Annotated in this window: 14 protein-coding genes; 9 read left to right on the top strand and 5 right to left on the bottom strand. The window is 68.0% G+C overall.

Annotation, left to right across the window (positions count from 1 at the left end; translation table 11 throughout):
• Positions 1-10: 10 nt before the first annotated feature.
• From gnd to dnaA, 3 genes are all read right to left on the bottom strand, one after another.
• The gene (gnd, locus tag FBY22_RS40905; protein ID WP_142153601.1) at positions 11-886 is read right to left on the bottom strand and encodes a phosphogluconate dehydrogenase (NAD(+)-dependent, decarboxylating); all 876 of its coding nucleotides are present in this window, start codon (positions 884-886) and stop codon (positions 11-13) included.
• A 191-nt stretch (positions 887-1,077) separates the two neighbouring features.
• Positions 1,078-2,208 carry a DNA polymerase III subunit beta gene (gene dnaN / locus FBY22_RS40900; protein WP_058924298.1) on the bottom strand — a complete coding sequence of 377 codons (1,131 nt, stop codon included), beginning with the start codon at positions 2,206-2,208 and terminating at the stop codon, positions 1,078-1,080.
• Positions 2,209-3,080: 872 nt separating this feature from the next.
• Entirely contained in the window at positions 3,081-5,069 is a 1,989-nt protein-coding gene (dnaA, locus tag FBY22_RS40890; RefSeq protein WP_142153597.1) for a chromosomal replication initiator protein DnaA, read from the bottom strand.
• A 384-nt stretch (positions 5,070-5,453) separates the two neighbouring features.
• On the opposite strand from dnaA, the gene rpmH reads away from it, so the two are divergent.
• From rpmH to FBY22_RS40840, 9 genes are all read left to right on the top strand, one after another.
• Positions 5,454-5,591 (top strand): 50S ribosomal protein L34, encoded by a 138-nt coding sequence (rpmH, locus tag FBY22_RS40880; protein ID WP_015659252.1) that lies wholly within the window; start codon positions 5,454-5,456, stop codon positions 5,589-5,591.
• 21 nt (positions 5,592-5,612) lie between these two features.
• Positions 5,613-5,984 (top strand): ribonuclease P protein component, encoded by a 372-nt coding sequence (rnpA, locus tag FBY22_RS40875; RefSeq protein WP_142153595.1) that lies wholly within the window; start codon positions 5,613-5,615, stop codon positions 5,982-5,984.
• Positions 5,981-6,358, top strand: a complete 378-nt coding sequence (yidD, locus tag FBY22_RS40870; protein WP_142153593.1) for a membrane protein insertion efficiency factor YidD — start codon at positions 5,981-5,983, stop codon at positions 6,356-6,358. The genes rnpA and yidD overlap by 4 nt, the downstream gene beginning before the upstream one ends.
• A gap of 3 nt (positions 6,359-6,361) precedes the next feature.
• Positions 6,362-7,654 carry a membrane protein insertase YidC gene (gene yidC, locus FBY22_RS40865; protein ID WP_142153591.1) on the top strand — a complete coding sequence of 431 codons (1,293 nt, stop codon included), beginning with the start codon at positions 6,362-6,364 and terminating at the stop codon, positions 7,652-7,654.
• A gap of 15 nt (positions 7,655-7,669) precedes the next feature.
• Positions 7,670-8,182: a R3H domain-containing nucleic acid-binding protein gene (locus FBY22_RS40860; protein ID WP_142153589.1), complete on the top strand. Its 513-nt coding sequence runs from the start codon at positions 7,670-7,672 to the stop codon at positions 8,180-8,182.
• A gap of 119 nt (positions 8,183-8,301) precedes the next feature.
• Positions 8,302-9,018, top strand: a complete 717-nt coding sequence (gene rsmG, locus FBY22_RS40855; RefSeq protein ID WP_142153587.1) for a 16S rRNA (guanine(527)-N(7))-methyltransferase RsmG — start codon at positions 8,302-8,304, stop codon at positions 9,016-9,018.
• 264 nt (positions 9,019-9,282) lie between these two features.
• Positions 9,283-10,356 (top strand): ParA family protein, encoded by a 1,074-nt coding sequence (locus FBY22_RS40850; RefSeq protein ID WP_142154642.1) that lies wholly within the window; start codon positions 9,283-9,285, stop codon positions 10,354-10,356.
• Positions 10,353-11,453 carry a ParB/RepB/Spo0J family partition protein gene (locus FBY22_RS40845; protein WP_142153585.1) on the top strand — a complete coding sequence of 367 codons (1,101 nt, stop codon included), beginning with the start codon at positions 10,353-10,355 and terminating at the stop codon, positions 11,451-11,453. The genes FBY22_RS40850 and FBY22_RS40845 overlap by 4 nt, the downstream gene beginning before the upstream one ends.
• Before the next feature lie 322 nt (positions 11,454-11,775).
• Positions 11,776-12,393, top strand: a complete 618-nt coding sequence (locus FBY22_RS40840; protein WP_142153583.1) for a GNAT family N-acetyltransferase — start codon at positions 11,776-11,778, stop codon at positions 12,391-12,393.
• A 66-nt stretch (positions 12,394-12,459) separates the two neighbouring features.
• Here the strand turns inward: FBY22_RS40840 and trxA are convergent, their stop codons facing one another.
• On the bottom strand, positions 12,460-12,789 hold the full coding sequence (gene trxA, locus FBY22_RS40835; protein ID WP_058924306.1) for a thioredoxin: 330 nt from the start codon (positions 12,787-12,789) through the stop codon (positions 12,460-12,462).
• 48 nt (positions 12,790-12,837) lie between these two features.
• The gene (gene trxB / locus FBY22_RS40830; RefSeq protein WP_142153581.1) at positions 12,838-13,806 is read right to left on the bottom strand and encodes a thioredoxin-disulfide reductase; all 969 of its coding nucleotides are present in this window, start codon (positions 13,804-13,806) and stop codon (positions 12,838-12,840) included.
• Positions 13,807-13,915 lie beyond the last annotated feature (109 nt).

Here is a 13,915-nt window from a genome sequence, read left to right as displayed (position 1 = left end):
GCCCTGTGGATTACTTCTTCTCGACTGCGTGGCCGCCGAACTGGTTGCGCAGCGCCGCGATCATCTTCATCTGCTGAGAGTCCTCCTGGCGCGACGCGAACCGCGCGAAGAGGGAGGCCGTGATCGCCGGGAGCGGCACGGCGTTGTCGATGGCGGCTTCCACAGTCCAGCGTCCCTCACCGGAGTCCTGTGCAAAACCCTTCAGCCTGTCGAGGTGCTCGTCCTCGTCCAGGGCGTTCACCGCCAGGTCCAGCAGCCAGGAGCGGATGACCGTGCCCTCCTGCCAGGAGCGGAAGACCTCGCGCACGTCCGTGACCGAGTCGACCTTCTCCAGCAGCTCCCAGCCCTCGGCGTAGGCCTGCATCATCGCGTACTCGATGCCGTTGTGGACCATCTTCGCGAAGTGGCCCGCACCGACCCTGCCGGCGTGCACCGCGCCGAACGTCCCCTCGGGCTTGAGGGCGTCGAAGACCGGCTGCACCTTGGCGACGTTCTCCGCGTCGCCGCCGTACATCAGCGCGTAGCCGTTCTCCAGGCCCCAGACGCCACCGGAGACGCCGCAGTCGACGAAGCCGATGCCCTTGGCCGCGAGCTCCTCGGCGTGCTTCTCGTCGTCCGTCCAGCGGGAGTTGCCGCCGTCCACGACGACGTCGCCCGGCTGCAGCAGCTCGGCCAGTTCGTCGATCGTCGACTGGGTGGGGGCACCGGCCGGGACCATCACCCAGACCACGCGCGGCGCCGCGAGGCTCTCCACAAGCTCTTTGAGGCTGTGGACGTCCGCGAGGTCCGGGTTGCGGTCGAATCCGACGACGGTGTGGCCCGCGCGGCGGATCCGCTCGCGCATGTTGCCGCCCATCTTGCCGAGGCCGACGAGACCGAGCTCCATCAGAGTTGTTCCTTAGGTCGCTGTGTGGCGTGTGAGGCACGTTCGTACCTGTGTCCGAAAGCCTAAACCTGGACGCTCGCGCACACCTGTGGGCATACGCGCTCATACGTACGCCCTCACCTGCGGCTTCTCCCCAGAGGGACGTCGGGTTGTCCACGTCCTGTGGACAACCCGACGGACGTTCGGCCGCGTCAGCCGCTCAGCCGCACCGGCATGATCAGGTACTTGTAGGCCTCGTCCGCCTCGGCGTCCAGAGCCGGCTTGCCGCTCAGCAGCGCGGGCTTCGTCGAGGTCGTGAAGGACAGCTGGGCCACCGGGGAGTCGATCGCGCTCAGGCCGTCCAGCAGGAACGTCGGGTTGAAGGCGATCGAGATGTCGTCGCCCTCCAGCTGCGCGTCGACCCTTTCCACAGCCTGTGCGTCGTCGCTGGAGCCGGCCTCCAGGATGAGCACGCCCTGCTCGAAGCTCAGCCGCACCGGGGTGTTGCGCTCGGCCACCAGGGCCACACGCTTGACGGCCTCCACGAAGGGGGCGGTCTCGATCACGGCGACGGAGTTGAACTCGGTCGGGAACAGCGTGCGGTACTTCGGGAGGTCGCCCTCCAGCAGCCGCGTGGTGGTACGTCGGCCCGCGCCCTCGAAACCGATCAGGCCCTCGCCGGCGCCCGAGCCGGACAGCGCCAGCGTCACGCTGTCGCCGCTGGTCAGCGCCTTGGCGGTGTCCAGGAGGGTCTTCGCCGGCACCAGGGCCACGGCGGACGCCTCCGGGTTCTCCGGCTTCCACAGGAACTCGCGGACCGCGAAGCGGTAGCGGTCGGTGGAGGCCAGCGTGACCGTGTCGCCCTCGATCTCGATGCGCACACCGGTCAGGACGGGCAGTGTGTCGTCACGGCCGGCCGCGATGGCCACCTGGGAGGCGGCCGAGGCGAAGACCTCGCCGGGGACCGTGCCCGTCGCGTTCGGCATCTGCGGCAGCGCCGGGTACTCCTCCACAGGCAGGGTGTGGAGGGTGAACCGCGAGGAGCCGCAGACCACCGTCGCCCGTACACCGTCTGTGGAGATCTCCACCGGGCGGTTGGGCAGGGCGCGGCAGATGTCGGCGAGCAGCCGGCCGGAGACGAGGACCGTGCCCTCCTCCTCGACCTCCGCCTCCACCGACACACGCGCGGAGACCTCGTAGTCGAAGCTGGACAGGCTCAGAGCCCCGTCCTCGGCCTTCAGCAGGAGGCCGGCGAGGACAGGCGCCGGCGGACGGGCCGGAAGGCTGCGCGCCGCCCAGGCCACGGCCTCCGCGAGTACGTCGCGTTCCACCCGGATCTTCACTGTTGCCGCCTCCTGCTGTTGCCGGCGCTTCTCGGCCTGCGTGGCTCGTCGTCTGTCTCGGTGCTCGTCCCGGTGTAGTGGGCCCCCTGTGAGGGGAAGGACACCGGGGAACAGTCTGACGCACGGCACTGACAGTAGGTGCCTCTCGGGGTCAAGTCGTGACGAGGGGCAGCCGGGAGCCGGACGGCGAGTTGTGCACAGGGCCCTCTTCGAAACGGACTTCTCGCTCTCTCTAGTCGGGAGTAGTAGTAGGGCCTGTGGATACCGTGGATAACCCTGTTTTCCCAGCTCAGGTGCGAGATTTTGTCCACGGGCCCTGTGGGCGAAGCCGGTGGACAACTCAGGGGTTCTGTGGAGAACGGAAAGTTCTGCACACCCCGTGCACAGGCTGAGGCGACTTCTCCCCAGCGTCGTCCCCAGCTTTACCCACCTTTCCCACAGCCCAAGCCGGCACCTTCGTGTGACGGCTTTCACTCGGCCCGGTGATCGGGCGGGTCGCGTTGCCGAACAGTGGACAGCCATGTGGAGAAGCTGGGGATCGCTGGGGACAACCGCCCTCAGCCTGTGGGTTGTCGGTGGACAACTTCGTGCACAGCTTGTGGATCACGCGTCTGTCCACAGTCTGTGGAGATCCTTCGTCCACGAATCCACAGCCACCTGACCTGGCCCGACGGTCTTTCGCCAGCGTGCCTGTGGACCGTGATCTGGACAACTTCGCAGTCCCCAGGATGTGGACGGAAGAAAGTCACCGAATCTGTGGACGGAGGCCGTAACCAGGCAGGTAATCGAACAGTCGGCTACGACGGCATGAAGAAGGGCGCCCCCGGGATCTCGTCCCCAAAGGCGCCCTCGGCGTCGTGAGCCGGCCGGTGTCAGCCGTTCTTGATGCGGTTCGTCAGCTCGGTCACCTGGTTGTAGATCGAGCGGCGCTCGGCCATCAGATTGCGGATCTTGCGGTCCGCGTGCATCACCGTCGTGTGGTCGCGGCCGCCGAACAGCGCGCCGATCTTCGGCAGCGACAGGTCCGTCAGCTCACGGCACAGGTACATGGCGATCTGGCGGGCGGTGACCAGGGCGCGGCCGCGGGAGGTGCCGCACAGGTCCTCGACGGTGAGGCCGAAGTAGTCGGCGGTCGCGCTCATGATGGCCGTCGAGGTGATCTCGGGCGCCGAGTCCTCGCCCCCGGGGATGAGGTCCTTCAGGACGATCTCCGTCAGACCCAGGTCCACCGGCTGCCGGTTGAGGGAGGCGAACGCCGTCACCCGGATCAGCGCGCCCTCCAGCTCACGGATGTTCCGCGAGATCCGTGAGGCGATGAACTCCAGCACCTCCGGCGGGGCGTTGAGCTGCTCCTGCACCGCCTTCTTACGGAGGATCGCGATCCGCGTCTCCAGCTCGGGCGGCTGGACGTCGGTGATCAGGCCCCACTCGAAACGGTTCCGCAGCCGGTCCTCCAGCGTCACCAGCTGCTTGGGCGGCCGGTCGCTGGAGAGCACGATCTGCTTGTTGGCGTTGTGGAGCGTGTTGAAGGTGTGGAAGAACTCCTCCTGCGTCGACTCCTTGTCCGCGAGGAACTGGATGTCGTCGACGAGCAGGATGTCCATCTCGCGGTAGCGCTTGCGGAAGCTGTCGCCCTTGCCGTCGCGGATGGAGTTGATGAACTCGTTGGTGAACTCCTCCGAGCTCACGTACCGCACGCGCGTGCCCGGGTAGAGGCTGCGCGCGTAGTGCCCGATCGCGTGCAGCAGGTGCGTCTTGCCGAGCCCCGACTCCCCGTAGATGAACAGAGGGTTGTACGCCTTCGCCGGCGCCTCGGCCACGGCCACCGCGGCCGCGTGCGCGAAGCGGTTGGAGGCGCCGATGACGAACGTGTCGAAGAGGTACTTCGGATTCAGGCGCGCGGTGGGCTCGCCGGGGCCGCTCGCCGGCGCGGGCTTCGCGGCCAGCGGGCCGGGGGCGCCGCTGGAGGCGGGCAGCTGGGAGCCGACCGGGCCGCCGCGGTGCACGTGTCCGGAGCCGGCCGACGGCTCGGGCAGCTCGCGGCGGCCGTCCCGCTGGTCGTAGTCCTGGCGCCCGTGGTCGTAGTCGGAGCGCGGCTGGTCGTAGTCGGAGCGGGGCTTGTCGTAGTCGGGACGCCCCTGGTCGTAGTCGGGACGGCCCTGGTCGTAGTCGGGGCGCGGGCTGTCGTAGGAGGGGCGCTCCATCGACTGCGGGCGGTAGTCCTGGGCCCCGGGGTTGTACGAGTCCTGCGGGGAGCCGTAGGACTCCTGCGACGGGGACGCGTACGGGTCCCGCTCCGGGAAGCCGAGACGCTGCTGCTGCCAGCCGTAGTCGTCCTGCGAGGGGCGCGGCCAGGCGCCGGGCTCGGGGCGTTGGTACTCGCCCGGGTAGGCGGGACGGGCCGTGGGCAGCTGGTCCCCGGGGGCGCCGGGGAGCTGGTCGGGTCGGCCGGGGCGGTGGTCGTCGGCGCGGTGACGGCCGTAGCCGTCGTACTGACCGTTGTCGTAGCCACCGGAGGGGAGCTCGGGTTCCTCGTAACGCTGCTGGCTGCGGGCCGGGGGCGCCGGAGGGGCGGGGGGCTCGCCCGCGGAGTCGTCGACCGTGATCGCGATGCGGATCGGACGACCACACTCGCGGCTCAGGGTCTCGCTGACGATCGGCGCGAGCCGCCCTTCGAGCACACCCTTCGCAAACTCGTTCGGTACGGCGAGCAGCGCGGTGTCGGCGACGAGCGCGAGGGGCTGGCAGCGGCGGATCCAGTGCTCGTCCTTCGTCTCCACACCCTGTCCCCGGCCCTCACCCAGGAGCTGTTCGAGTACTCGTGGCCACACTGCGGCAAGATCGGCAGGTACGTCAGCCACAGGGCACGCTCTCTCACGAGTCCCACGAACGTGTGGTTGTGGGACGGGTCGGGATTCAAATGGGGTGGAGCCATGAACAAGGGTTCAAGGGAATGAATCGGAGTTCAGCCACGGTAGTCAGGGCGACGGGTGCGGTTCAAGTTGTTGTCCCCAGCCTGTGGATAGTGTCTCTCCGTGATCCCTGGTTTGACCGGATGGCGTAGCCCCGCGTACCGTAACCAGGTCGAGTTGTCGATGGCTGCTGCCGCCTGCCTCCGAAGGGCACAGATCGCGTCAGGTGATCGGGAAGCGGTGCACTCGGGCGTAACTGCGAGCTACTCGTGGGCGCACGGTGACAGCCAGCACGGCACCCGCAACCACCGATTTGATCTCTGGAGCCCCCGAGTGAGCAAGCGCACCTTCCAGCCGAACAACCGTCGTCGCGCCAAGACCCACGGCTTCCGTCTGCGGATGCGGACCCGTGCCGGCCGTGCGATTCTCGCGAACCGTCGCGCCAAGGGTCGCGCCAGCCTGTCCGCCTGATCCCGGTCAGGTCATGCCGTCGTGCTGCCCACCGAGAACCGGCTGAGGCGGCGCGAGGACTTCGCGACCGCGGTACGACGAGGGCGCCGGGCCGGACGCCCGTCCCTCGTCGTCCATCTTCGTAGCGGTGCCACGGACCCGCACGCGCCTGGGGAGAGCGCTCCCCCGACGCGTGCGGGTTTCGTCGTGAGCAAGGCCGTGGGTGGTGCGGTCGTACGCAACAAGGTCAAGCGCAGACTGCGTCATCTGATGCGCGAGCGGGTGGCTCTCCTGCCCCCCGGTAGCCTGGTAGTCGTACGAGCGTTGCCCGGCGCGGGCGATGCCGACCATGCACAACTGGCCCGAGACCTGGATGCCGCCATCGAGCGGTTGCTGGGAGGGGGCGCGCGATGAAGTACCCACTGCTGGCTCTGATCAAGCTGTACCAGTGGACGATCAGTCCGCTGCTCGGGCCGGTGTGCAAGTACTACCCGTCGTGTTCCCACTACGGCTACACGGCCATCGACCGGCACGGCGCGATCAAGGGCACGGCGCTCACCGCCTGGCGCATCCTGCGGTGCAATCCGTGGTCGCTGGGCGGTGTGGACCATGTACCGCCCCGCAAGCGTCCGCGATGGCACGAAATGCTGCGTGACGCGTGGCGTGCACGCAGGGGCGGGTCCTCCGCCGCCGAAACGGCCCCCGAAGAGAATCCTGTTTCGAGCACCGAAGAGAATCCTCCTTCGAGCCCGGCCGCAGAGACCTCGTCCCATGCCCAAGGAGCATGATTAGTGGACACGATTGCCAGCCTCTTCAGCTTCATCACGACACCCGTCTCATGGGTCATCGTCCAGTTCCACTCCGTGTACGGGAAGATCTTCGGTCCTGACACGGGCTGGGCCTGGGGCCTGTCCATCGTGTCCCTGGTGATCCTGATCCGGATCTGCCTGATCCCGCTCTTCGTGAAGCAGATCAAGGCCACTCGGGCGATGCAGACGCTCCAGCCCGAGATGAAGAAGATCCAGGAGCGCTACAAGAACGACAAGCAGCGCCAGTCCGAAGAGATGATGAAGCTGTACAAGGAGACGGGCACCAACCCGCTCTCCTCGTGCCTTCCCATCCTGGCGCAGTCGCCGTTCTTCTTCGCCCTGTACCACGTGCTCAACGGCATCGCGACGGGCTCCACGATCGGCGTCATCAACGAGTCGCTGCTCGCCAGCGCCCGTAAGGCGCACATCTTCGGCGCCCCGCTGGCGGCGAAGTTCACCGACAGCTCGGCGAAGGTGGAGTCGCTCGGCGCCTCCCTGACCGACGTCCGGGTCGTCACCGCGATCATGATCGTCCTGATGTCGGCGTCGCAGTTCTACACGCAGCGCCAGCTGATGACGAAGAACGTCGACACCACGGTCAAGACGCCGTTCATGCAGCAGCAGAAGATGCTGATGTACGTCTTCCCGGTTATGTTCGCCGTCTTCGGCATCAACTTCCCGGTCGGTGTCCTCGTCTACTGGCTGACCACCAACGTGTGGACCATGGGCCAGCAGATGTACGTCATCCACAACAACCCGACCCCGGGTTCCAAGGCCCAGGCCGCCTACCTGGAGCGTCTGACCAAGCACGTCACGCACCACGGCAAGGTCCGCCGGCGCAGCGAGAAGACCATCGTGAAGGCGATCGTCGCCAAGGGCCGCGACCGCAACGAGTTCGAGCGCAAGTTCATCAACGGTCTCACCAAGGCGGGCCTCGCCGCCCAGGCCGACGGCACCGTGGTGAAGAGCGACGCCGCCGTGGTCACGCAGACCGAGGACGGTACGCCGGCCACCGGCGCCGCCGCCCCCAAGCGTCAGCAGCCCAAGCGTCAGACCAAGGCCCAGCGTCAGTCCGGCCCGACCAAGCCGGGCGACTCCGGACCGACCACGTCGCTGAGCAAGTCCGACGAGCCCGAGGACGCCAAGCCGGAGGACGCCAAGCCTGCCGCCGCTGCCAAGAAGGCCGCCTCGCAGCCCGCCAGCGGCACCCGCAGCAAGGCCCAGTCCGGGCAGCGCAAGGGCCCGCAGCGCCCCAAGTCCCCGTCCAAGAAGTAAGAAGGAGCCCATCCCGTGACGGAAGGCACCACCTCCGCCGCTGCCGAGGGTGCAGACACCCTGACCCGCCTGGAGCAGGAGGGCGAGATCGCGGCGGACTACCTCGAGGGTCTGCTGGACATCGCCGATCTCGACGGCGACATCGACATGGACGTCGAGGCCGACCGCGCCGCTGTCTCGATCATCAGCGACACGGGGAGCCGAGACCTGCAGAAGCTGGTCGGCCGTGACGGTGAGGTGCTGGAGGCACTCCAGGAGCTCACGCGCCTGGCCGTGCACCGGGAGACCGGCGACCGCAGCCGTCTGATGCTGGACATCGCCGGCTACCGCGCCCAGAAGCGCGCCGAACTCTCCGAGCTGGGCTCCAAGGCCGCGGCCGAGGTCAAGAACACCGGTGAGCCGGTGAAGATGAAGCCGATGACGCCCTTCGAGCGCAAGGTCGTGCACGACGCGGTCAAGGCCGCGGGCCTGCGCAGCGAGTCCGAGGGCGAAGAGCCGCAGCGCTTCGTCGTCGTGCTTCCCGCCTGATCGGATCCATACGTTCCTCCGGCCCCGTCTGTAGCGCAGACGGGGCCGGACTTTGTCAGCCTGGTAGTTCTGGTGGCCGGCGCTGTGATGCGCCGATGCGGTACGGAAGGACGGTCCCCGTGACGGAGGCAGCGGAGCTCCCCCCTGCGCCCGAGCAGGCGCGTGAGGTGTTCGGTGATCGCTTCGCGGACGCGGTTCGCTACGCGGAGCTGCTCGCCGAGGCGGGTGTGCAGCGCGGTCTCATCGGGCCACGCGAAGTGCCCCGCCTGTGGGAGCGGCACCTGCTGAACTGCGCCGTGCTCTCGGAGGTCGTGCCCGAGGGCGTGACCGTGTGCGACGTGGGCTCGGGAGCCGGTCTGCCCGGTATTCCGTTGGCCCTCGTCCGGGAGGACCTGAAGATCACGCTGCTGGAGCCCCTGCTGCGGCGCACGAACTTCCTCACGGAGGTCGTGGAGCTGCTGGGCCTGGACCATGTGACGGTCATGCGGGGCCGGGCCGAGGAGGTCATGGGCAAGCTGCCGGCGGTGCACGTCGTGACCGCACGGGCCGTGGCCCCGCTGGACCGCCTGGCCGCGTGGGGCATTCCGCTGCTGCGGCCGTACGGGGAGATGCTGGCCCTCAAGGGGGACACGGCCGAGGAGGAGCTGAAGGCCGCCGCCACGGCCCTGAGCAAGCTCGGCGCCGTGGAGACGTCGGTCCTGCACGTCGGTGAGGGCGTGGTGGATCCCTTGTCCACCGTGGTGCGAGTGGAGGTCGGCGAGAGCCCGGGCGGCGTCCGCTTCGCGGCCAAGCGGGCCAAGGCGGCCCGGACGGGCAGGACTCGTCGGCGTCGGTGATCCATCCTGACGACGAGACTTACTCCACACAAGGCGCCAAACCTATGCATCCGGAGTGTCGCGACAGTTCGATCGCCGCTGCGCTGCATCGTGTTTCACGTGAAACGTCGCTCATTGCTGCACGGCATCATCAGCCGGGGCCGCGCCGCGGCCGAACCCCGCGACCGCAAGCCTTTCGGTTCACTCGATGAGGGAACGGAGCTGTCCACAGAGGTGGATTTCTCCACAGAACCCCAGGCCTCACTGGTTCACGACCCCGAAGGCATGGGAGGCTCTGTTCATTGCGAGCCTGAAGTCGAGGAGAGTGAATCCTTGCGGTCCGACGCCAACATCGCGGGACCGATGACCGATCCGGTCCCCGGTCCCCGTACCGAGTCGATGGGGGAGGATGTTTCACGTGAAACACCGCCCCCGATGGACGACACTCCGATCGGTCGTGCTGCCCAACTGGCCGTGGAAGCTCTGAGTCGCGCAGGCGAGGGCCTGCCGCGGCCCGAGCAGACCCGCGTCATCGTGGTCGCCAACCAGAAGGGTGGCGTGGGCAAGACGACGACGACGGTCAACCTCGCGGCTTCGCTGGCCGTCCACGGAGGCCGGGTCCTCGTGATCGACCTCGACCCGCAGGGCAACGCGTCGACGGCCTTGGGGATCGACCACCACGCCGAAGTGCCGTCCATCTACGACGTTCTGATCGACAGCAAGCCGCTGGCCGACGTCGTTCAGCCCGTCCCGGATGTCGAGGGGCTCTTCTGCGCGCCCGCCACGATCGATCTCGCCGGTGCGGAGATCGAGCTGGTCTCCCTGGTGGCACGTGAGAGCAGGCTCCAGCGCGCGATCCAGGCCTACGAGCACCCACTGGACTACATCCTCATCGACTGCCCGCCCTCGCTCGGTCTGCTGACGGTCAACGCGTTGGTCGCCGGTGCGGAGGTCCTCATCCCGATCCAGTGCGAGTACTACGCGCTGGAGGGTCTGGGCCAGCTGCTGCGCAACGTCGACCTGGTGCGGGGGCACCTCAACCCCGCCCTGCACGTATCGACGATCCTGCTCACCATGTACGACGGCCGGACGCGGCTCGCGTCGCAGGTCGCGGAAGAGGTGCGCACCCACTTCGGTGACGAGGTGCTGCGGACGAGCATTCCCCGCTCGGTCCGTATCTCCGAGGCGCCGAGCTATGGACAGACAGTGCTGACCTACGATCCGGGGTCCAGCGGTGCGTTGTCCTATCTTGAGGCGGCACGAGAAATCGCGCTGAAGGGTGTCGGCGTCAGTTACGACCCGACGCAGGCCCATATCGGCGCCCAGAGCAACCCGAGCATGGTGGAGGGTATTCAGTGAGCGAGCGACGGAGGGGTTTGGGCCGTGGACTCGGCGCACTGATCCCCGCTGCCCCGACGGAGAAGACGCCGGCGTCGGCCGCGGTGGGAGGCGCCGGTGCCGCGTCCTCGTCGTCGGTCCCGGTGCTGACGACCGAGCGCGGAGTGGCCGCGGCGAAGGTGACAACGCTGCCGCCGGTTTCACATGAAACCGAGGTGCCGTCGCAGCACAGTGTCGAGGAGATTCCCGCGGCCCCGGTGGGCGCTCACTTCGCGGAGCTTCCCCTCGACTCCATCACCCCGAACCCGCGCCAGCCCCGTGAGGTCTTCGACGAGGACGCTCTGCAGGAACTGGTGACCTCCATTCAGGAGGTCGGCCTTCTCCAGCCGGTCGTCGTGCGTCAGGTCGCTCCCTCGCGCTACGAGCTCATCATGGGCGAGCGGCGCTGGCGGGCCAGCCGTGAGGCGGGCCTGGACGCGATCCCGGCGATCGTGCGGGCCACGGACGACGACAAGCTCCTTCTGGACGCCCTTCTGGAGAACCTGCACCGCGCGCAGCTGAACCCGCTGGAAGAGGCCGCCGCCTACGACCAGCTCCTGAAGGACTTCAACTGCACCCACGACCAGCTGGCCGACCGCATCGGCCGGTCTCGCCCGCAGGTGTCCAACACACTGCGTCTGCTGAAGCTCTCGCCGGCCGTGCAGCGCCGGGTGGCGGCCGGCGTGCTGTCGGCCGGTCATGCGCGGGCCCTGCTCTCAGTCGAGGACTCGGAGGAGCAGGATCGGCTGGCCCACCGCATCGTCGCGGAGGGGCTCTCGGTGCGGGCCGTCGAGGAGATCGTGACCCTGATGGGTTCGCGGCCGCAGATCGCTCAGCGCGCCAAGGGGCCCCGTGCCGGCACCCGGGTCTCCCCGGCGCTGACGGACCTCGCCACCCGGCTCTCGGACCGTTTCGAGACACGCGTGAAGGTCGACCTGGGGCAGAAGAAGGGCAAGATCACCGTCGAGTTCGCGTCGATGGAAGACCTTGAGCGAATCCTCGGCACGCTCGCTCCCGGCGAGGGACCGGTGTTTCAGCAGGGCCTTCACGACGGGGACTCCGAGGAGTCCGAGGCGTAGGAAGTGTGGCCGCCGACCCTCTGTGGGCCGGTGACCGGCCAGACGGGCCGTGTCCGGTGTGTACCGGACACGGCCCGCTCTTTGCTGTCAGTCGGTATCGATGGAATCGCATCGTGGATACGATGCGATCGGGTGTGGCGCATTCACCAGGCAACCTCTGAGGGGAGGCAGGGGCCATGGGAACGGTGAGCCGGACCGGATTGATGAGCGCGGCCCTGGGGCTGGGGGCGGTCGGCGGCTTCGTCGGCAGCCTTCTGAGGGAACGGAGCTCTATGACAGCCGCTCGCGGCGCCGCGAGCGGAGGAAGCGAGGAACAGCCTTCATGGGGCGTCGGCTCGTACCGCTCACGCTGGACAACCTTCAGGACCTTCCCAACCGCTGCCGGTCGTGTGTCTTCTGGGAACTCGACCCAGTCAGCGGAGAGGCCGCGGTAAAGGCCGGCACGGCCGCCCTGGAGAAGGAGTCGTGGATCTCCGCCGTCCTGCTGGACTGGGGGTCCTGCGGCCGGGTCGTCTATGTCGACGACGCGCCAGTGGGTTTCGTGCTCTATGCCCCGCCCGCCTATGTGCCCCGCTCCACGGCGTTTCCCACCAGCCCCGTGTCACCGGACGCGGTGCAGCTGATCACCGCGTCCATCATGCCGGGTTACCAGGGGCAGGGACTGGGGAGGGTGATGGTGCAGACCGTCGCCAAGGACCTCCTGCGCCGGGGCTTCAAGGCGATTGAAGCCTTCGGGGACGCGCGGTGGAAGGAGCCGGCGTGTGTCCTGCCGGCCGATCATCTCCTGGCCGTGGGCTTCAAGACCGTGCGGCCGCACCCTGTTCACCCGCGCCTGCGGCTGGAGCTACGGACGACGCTCTCCTGGAAGGAAGACGTGGAGATGGCGCTCGACCGACTGCTGGGAGCTGTGCAGAAGGAGCCGGCTCTCCGTCCCCTCTGATCGAGATTCTGCAACGCGAAGGGGCCGACCCCCACGGGTCGGCCCCTTCATGTTTCACGTGAAACCTCACTCGGCGATGAAGTCCTCGAGGTCGCGGACGATCGCGGCCTTCGGCTTGGCACCGACGATGGTCTTGGCGACCTCGCCACCCTGGTAGACGTTCAGCGTCGGGATGGACATGACGCCGTACTTGGCGGCCGTACCCGGGTTCTCGTCGATGTTCAGCTTGACGACCTCGATCTTGTCGCCGTACTCCTTGGCGATCGCCTCGAGCGACGGAGCGATCTGGCGGCACGGACCGCACCAGGCGGCCCAGAAGTCCACCAGGACGGGCTTGTCGCTCTTGAGGACGTCCTGCTCGAAGGAGTCGTCGGTCACGTTCTTCAGGTCGGCCACGGCGGGGGCTCCTTTTACTGGTGTGCGGTGGGGCGGGGTGGGCGGGGGTCAGACAGCGGTCTTCTCGGGCTCGGCCTGCTCCTCGTCCGCGAGGGCGGCGAGGAAGCGCTCGGCGTCGAGAGCGGAGGAGCAGCCGGTGCCCGCGGCGGTGATCGCCTGGCGGTAGGTGTGGTCGACGACGTCACCGGCGGCGAACACACCGGTCATGTTGGTGCGGGTCGAGGGGGAGGCGACCTTGAGGTAGCCCTCCTCGTCCAGGTCGAGCTGGCCCTTGAAGAGTTCGGTGCGCGGGTCGTGGCCGATCGCGATGAACAGGCCGGTGACCGCCAGGTCGCTCAGCTCGCCGGTCTTGAGGTTGCGCAGCTTCAGGCCCGACAGCTTCTGCTCGCCCTGGATCTCGGCGACCTCGCTGTCCCACACGAACTTGATCTTCGGGTCGGCGAACGCACGCTCCTGCATCGCCTTGGAGGCGCGCAGGGTGTCGCGGCGGTGGACGATCGTGACGGACTTGGCGAAGCGCGAGAGGAAGGTGGCCTCCTCCATCGCGGTGTCTCCGCCGCCGATCACGGCGATGTCCTGGTCCTTGAAGAAGAAGCCGTCACAGGTGGCGCACCAGGAGACACCGCGGCCGGAGAGCGCGTCCTCGTTCGGCAGACCGAGCTTGCGGTGCTGCGAGCCGGTGGTGACGATGACGGCCTTCGCCTTGTGCACGGTGCCGGCGGTGTCCGTGACAGTCTTGATGTCACCGGTCAGGTCGACGGAGACGACGTCGTCCGGGATGAGTTCGGCGCCGAAGCGCTCGGCCTGGGCTCGCATGTTGTCCATGAGCTCGGGGCCCATGATGCCGTCCTGGAAGCCGGGGAAGTTCTCCACCTCGGTGGTGTTCATGAGCGCACCGCCGGCGGTGACTGCGCCCTCGAAGACCAGCGGCTTCAGCGACGCGCGCGCGGTGTAGAGCGCCGCCGTGTAGCCGGCGGGCCCGGAGCCGATGATGATCACGTTACGGACGTCGCTCACGGCTTGATTCCTCGTCTCTGGACTGCGTCGTCGGACCGGAGGGAGCTCCTCTCGAAGCTCTCACCCCACCCAACGGATCCTAAGGGGCGCGCATTCCCGCTGTGTCCGG

The organism is Streptomyces sp. SLBN-31, from assembly GCF_006715395.1.
Classification (GTDB): domain Bacteria; phylum Actinomycetota; class Actinomycetes; order Streptomycetales; family Streptomycetaceae; genus Streptomyces.
This window is presented reverse-complemented; position numbering and strand designations above follow the sequence as displayed.